Source organism: Patescibacteria group bacterium, assembly GCA_034660655.1.
Classification (GTDB): domain Bacteria; phylum Patescibacteriota; class Patescibacteriia; order JAACEG01; family JAACEG01; genus JAACEG01.
Genome location: JAYEJU010000011.1, coordinates 1 through 5,235, shown reverse-complemented (window position 1 = coordinate 5,235; position 5,235 = coordinate 1). Strand labels below are relative to the sequence as shown.

At 29.6% G+C, this 5,235-nt stretch carries 4 protein-coding genes; 3 read left to right on the top strand and 1 reads right to left on the bottom strand.

The annotated features are described in order from the left end of the window. The coding region (locus tag U9O55_00540; GenBank protein MEA2088321.1) for a 50S ribosomal protein L27 at positions 1 to 143 on the bottom strand (143 nt) is incomplete at its 3' end. Between the two features lie 108 nt (positions 144 to 251). On the opposite strand from U9O55_00540, the gene U9O55_00535 reads away from it, so the two are divergent. The 3 genes from U9O55_00535 (at position 252) to U9O55_00525 (ending at position 4,721) form a co-directional block, all read left to right on the top strand. Next, the gene (locus U9O55_00535; protein MEA2088320.1) at positions 252 to 629 is read left to right on the top strand and encodes a riboflavin kinase; all 378 of its coding nucleotides are present in this window, start codon (positions 252 to 254) and stop codon (positions 627 to 629) included. Positions 630 to 904: 275 nt separating this feature from the next. Then, positions 905 to 2,026: a UDP-N-acetylglucosamine--N-acetylmuramyl-(pentapeptide) pyrophosphoryl-undecaprenol N-acetylglucosamine transferase gene (locus tag U9O55_00530; GenBank protein MEA2088319.1), complete on the top strand. Its 1,122-nt coding sequence runs from the start codon at positions 905 to 907 to the stop codon at positions 2,024 to 2,026. Further along, the gene (locus U9O55_00525) at positions 2,016 to 4,721 is read left to right on the top strand and encodes an HAD-IC family P-type ATPase (GenBank protein MEA2088318.1); all 2,706 of its coding nucleotides are present in this window, start codon (positions 2,016 to 2,018) and stop codon (positions 4,719 to 4,721) included. Before U9O55_00530 ends, U9O55_00525 begins: the two co-directional genes overlap by 11 nt. Positions 4,722 to 5,235: the final 514 nt, after the last annotated feature.

Genomic DNA, 5,235 nt, shown 5'->3' with positions numbered 1-5,235 from the left:
CCTGGATGAAATTTTGTTCCTCTTTGACGGATAATAATTGATCCTGCTTTCGCGAATTGCCCATCATGAAGCTTAACGCCCAAGCGCTTTGATTCTGAATCGCGTATATTTGACGAGGATCCACCTGCTTTTTTGTGTGCCATATTTTTAGATTAGTTTATTATATTTTTATTTTAGTATAATGGATTTTTACATTTTGTCAATCAATTTGATTTGATTTTACTTAAAATTATGGTATAGTTTTTAATAATATGTCTGTAATTATTAAATCAAAAGTGATAAAAGGGGAGGGGGTTGGAAAGTCTATTGGTTTTAAGACAGCTAATTTAGACATTGAGAATTCAGGAATTGACAGCTTGGAAGAGTTTGGCGTTTATGATTGCAAAATTAAATTTAAAAAAAATTTTTATAAAGGACTGTTACATTATGGTCCTAAAAAAACTTTTGGTAATAATATTTCAGCGGAAGTTTTAATAATCAATTTTAACCAAGATATTTACGGCAAAGAATTAGAAATTGAAATTTTTAATAAAATAAGAAATATAAAAAAATTTGCTTCTAAAGATAAGTTGATTAAACAAATAAAAAAAGATATAAAAAAACCCCAGATCCTCTTTAATAATCGATGATAAAAAGTAAAGCTATTAAAGATGTGGACGGGGGGGGTCTATATTGAAAGTTTTTTTCAATTATTAATATGTAAGATATACTAGCGTTATTTACACTTTTTGAAAAATTTTTCTTGGTTGTCACGCTATATATAACCACAAATCAATTGAATTTCTGGATTCCGGATAAATGATTTTCTAAAAGCTCGCAGGCTCGCTTAGAAAATCTATTTTCCGGAATGACAGAAAGTGTAAACAACGCTCTTGATTCTTACAATTAATATTATATAAAAAATATGTCAATGGTTTTTGATAAAAATTTAAAAATTTTACTAACAGGCGGGGGGACAATGGGCTCAGTAATGCCTCTTGTAGCCATAATGGAACAAATGAAAAATGATAAAGCAAATCATTGTTTTTTATTTATTATTACAAAAAACGGACCAGAAAAAAAATTTTTAGAAAAAAAAGGAGTTGATGTTAAGCCGATTTTTTCAGGCAAATTTAGGCGTTATTTTAGTTTTAAAAATTTTATTGACCCTTTTTTAATTTTAATAGGATTTTTTCTTTCTTTTTTTATTATTTTGAAATTCAAGCCAGATATTATTTTATCAGCGGGAAGTTTTGTGAGCGTTCCAGTTATTTTTGCTGGAAAAATATTAAGAGTGCCTATTTTAATTCATCAGATGGATGTTAGAAAAGGATTAGCTAATAAAATAATGGCGCCGTTCGCGGACAAGATAACAGTCGGATTTGAAAAATCATTAAATGATTATCCAAAAAACAAAACAGTTTGGACAGGAAATCCAGTTCGGAAAGAATTACGAATTACGAATTATGAATTACGCCAGCCAAAGGCTGGTCAGCTTTTGGCTGAAATTAAAAATGAATTTAATTTGATTGATAATTTGCCGACCTTGCTTGTTTTGGGCGGAGGAACAGGAGCCATGGCAATAAATAATTTAATTAAAAATAATTTAGAAAAATTAACTGAATTTTGCCAAATAATCCATATTACAGGAAAAAATAAATCAATAAAAATCGCTTTTAATAAAAAATATCATAGTTTTGAATTCTTGCAAGATACTATAAAGACTTACGCGGTTAGTGACGCGATTGTTTCCCGTTGCGGAATAGGGGTTTTAAGCGAGCTGTCTGCTTTTAAAAAACCGTCAATTTTAATTCCGATTTCAGACAGCCATCAGGAGGAAAACGCTGATATTTTTTCGCGAGCTGACGCCGCAATTATTTTAAATCAAAAAAATATCACTGATGATATTTTTATTGAAACAGTTAAAAAAATATTGTATAATAAAGATGTGAAAGACAGATTAAGTAAAAATATCAGCGAAATATTTAAAGCTGACGGAACAGAAAAAATTATAGAAATAATTAAAACTATTATTTATGACAAATAAAAATTTTCATTCTTTGTCAATACGGCGGACAATAGACATTTTAAAAACTTCAAAAAACGGTTTGTCAAAAAAAGAAGCCAAAAAAAGACTTTCCTTGTATGGATTAAATGAACTGCCAAAAGAAAAACCTTTATCTGTTTTTATACTTTTATTAAAACAATTAAAAAATCCCATAATTTATATTTTGTTGGTTGCTGCTCTAATTAGTTTTGCCACTAAAAATATTTTTGACGGGGTTTTTATTTCAATTGTTATTTTAATCAGCTCTGTTATCAGTTTTGTCCAAGAAAAAAAAGCAGACGACGCTATTTCAAAATTAAGAAATATGATTAAATATGAAATTGAAGTTATTCGCGACGGAGAAGAAATAATTATTCCTTCGTCAGAAGTTGTTGTCGGCGATTTAATGGTTTTAAAACAAGGAGATAAAATTCCTGCTGACGCCAGGGTAATAGAAGTTAATAATTTAGAAACTTCAGAATCAGCCCTCACTGGAGAGTCTGTTCCAATAATTAAGCAAGTAGAAAAAATAGATTCTGGATTGCTTTTGCCAGACAGAAAAAATATGGTTTACGCTGGAACAGTTGTGACGCGCGGAGAAGGCAGAGTTCTTGTTGTGTCTACGGGAATAAAAAGCGAATTAGGGAAAATCAGTTCTTTAGTAAAGGAAGTCAAAGATACTGAATCTTTTTTGCAAAAGAAAATGAGAAAGTTTAGCCGAAATTTAGGCATTGTTCTTATTGTCGTAAATGTTTTAATTTTTTTATTAGGATGGCTAACAGGAAGAGATTTATATCAGATGTTTTTAACTTCTGTGGCAATAGTTGTCGCGGCTGTTCCAGAAGGTTTGCTTCCTGCAATGGTTATTATTTTAGCTGTTGGCATGCAAAAGATTTTAAAGAAAAAAGGGCTTGTAAAAAAAATGATGGCGGCTGAAACATTAGGTTCTGTTTCCGTGATTTGCACTGATAAAACAGGAACTCTTACTAAAGGTGAAATGCGTGTTGACCAGATAGTTACAGACGATTTTGAGGTTAAAAAAGGAATAAATAAATTTAAAGGAGTTGTAAAAAAAGGCAGTGTATATAATCATTATTTAGCGTTAAAAATAGGAATGTTATGCAATAATGTGTTTATTGAAAACAGTGAAGACAAAACAAAAGATTTTATTATGCATGGAAATTCAACTGAAAAAGCGTTGTATTTAGCGGCATCGCAAACAGGCATTATTAAAAAGGATTTGCAATTAGAAGAAAAGCGTTTAGCGGAGTTTCCTTTTGATTCAGAATACAAGTTTATGGCAACATTGCATCAGAAAAAGAAAAGCAAAGATTTTACTGTTTATATTAAAGGAGCTCCTGAAAAAATAATTGATTTTGCTTCTTTTGTTAGAATAAAAAATAAAAATGTAAAATTTACAGCTCAACAGAAAAAAAAAATTAATGAGCAATATTTGAATTTGACTTCTAAGGGTTTAAGAGTAATTGCCGTTGGCTATAAAGAAATTTTAAAAAATTCAAAAGCAGGCAAGAAATTTACCAGTAGTCTATCTTGTGAAAAATCATTTTGCGTAAAAAAAGAAAATTTTGAAAATTTAATTTTAGTCGGGTTTGTGGCCTTGGCTGATCCTTTGCGTTCTGACGCTAAACAATCCATTAAAAATTGTTTAAAAGCGGGAATTATGCCAGTTATTATTACGGGCGATCATAAGTTAACAACCAAGACTATTGCTGAAGACTTAGGTTTAAAAGTGAAAGAAAAAAATATTTTAATTGGCGAGGAATTAGATAAAATGAACGATGAAGAATTAAGCGAAAAATTAAAAGATATTAAAATATTCGCGCGAGTTGAACCAAGACACAAACTGCGTATTGTAAAGCTTTGGCAGAAAAAAGGCGAGGTTGTCGCTATGACAGGGGATGGAGTTAATGATTCTCCAGCAATTAAAGCCGCTGATATTGGATTAGCGTTAGGGTCTGGAACTGATATTGCCAAGGAAACAGCTGACCTAATTCTTCTTAATGACAGTTTTAAAGTGGTTGTTGAGGCTGTTCGGCAGGGGAGAATTATTTTTCATAATTTAAAGAAAGTTATTCTTTATCTTTTAACGGATTCTTTCACTGAAATCGTTTTATTTGGTGGCGCTATTATGTTTGGCTGGGCATTGCCGCTTTTACCGGCTCAAATTTTGTGGATAAAAATTATTGAAGATTCCACGCCTGCTATGGCTCTGGCTTTTGACGAGGTTGACGAAAATGTGATGGAAGAAAAACCAAGAAAAAATCAAAGCAAACTTTTGGATAAAAATTCAGTATATTTGATAATTTTTTACGCGATTATAATGGATTTTACTCTGCTTGCTATATTTCATTATTATGACAAGATATCTAATAACATTGATTATGTGAGGACAATAACATTTGTCGGGCTTGGAATTGCGTCGCTGTTTTATATTCATTCAGTCCGCGGGCTGAAAACAAGCATTTTAAAAATGAATATTTTCTCTAATATTTGGTTAATTTTAGCGACTATTTTTGGAGCTATTATGCTTTTGTTAGCTGTATATTTGCCGTTTTTAAATGGAGTTTTAAAAACAGTCCCTCTTTCATTAATAGATTGGACTGTTTTATGCTGTTATGGATTTTTGGGGATATTTGTTTATGAGATTGGAAAAAAAATATTCAGACAAATTTAATTTATCCTATCTGCAATAATTAAAAATTTTGATATAATACAATTATACAAAAATTAATTAAACAAATTATAAATTAAATAATCAAATTATGATTACCCAAAAAAATATTCAAAAATTAATGGAAATTTTTACAACAAAATAAGACTTAAAAGAGATTATAAAAAATATTTCTACTAAAAAAGAGATTAAAAAATTAAGAGTAAAATTAGAATATTAGATTAAACAAACTTAACTTTTTCGTTTCAAAAAGAGAAGATTTTAAAAGTTGGTTAAGTAAAAAATAAAATAAATTAGGGTCTTATAAACCTTTTGGAATAGTCATATACTAAAAGTATATGATAAACAAAAGGTTTTCAGGCAATTTAAGCTATGTAAAAAAATTTAATAGTAAAAGCATTAAGTATTCATCCTGTGAAATTTTTTGCTTTTGGCAAAAGAAAATTAAAATTTTTTTATTGTCATTCAGAAATTTTTTGAGCAACAGCACAGTCCTACTGTCATTTCAGAATTTTTT

What these genes read in the sequence shown, in the direction of transcription:
- U9O55_00530 (MEA2088319.1), top strand. Translation starts at nt 905, where the DNA reads ATGTCAATGGTTTTTGATAAAAATTTAAAAATTTTACTAACAGGCGGG.
- U9O55_00525 (MEA2088318.1), top strand. Translation starts at nt 2,016, where the DNA reads ATGACAAATAAAAATTTTCATTCTTTGTCAATACGGCGGACAATAGAC.
- U9O55_00535 (MEA2088320.1), top strand. Translation starts at nt 252, where the DNA reads ATGTCTGTAATTATTAAATCAAAAGTGATAAAAGGGGAGGGGGTTGGA.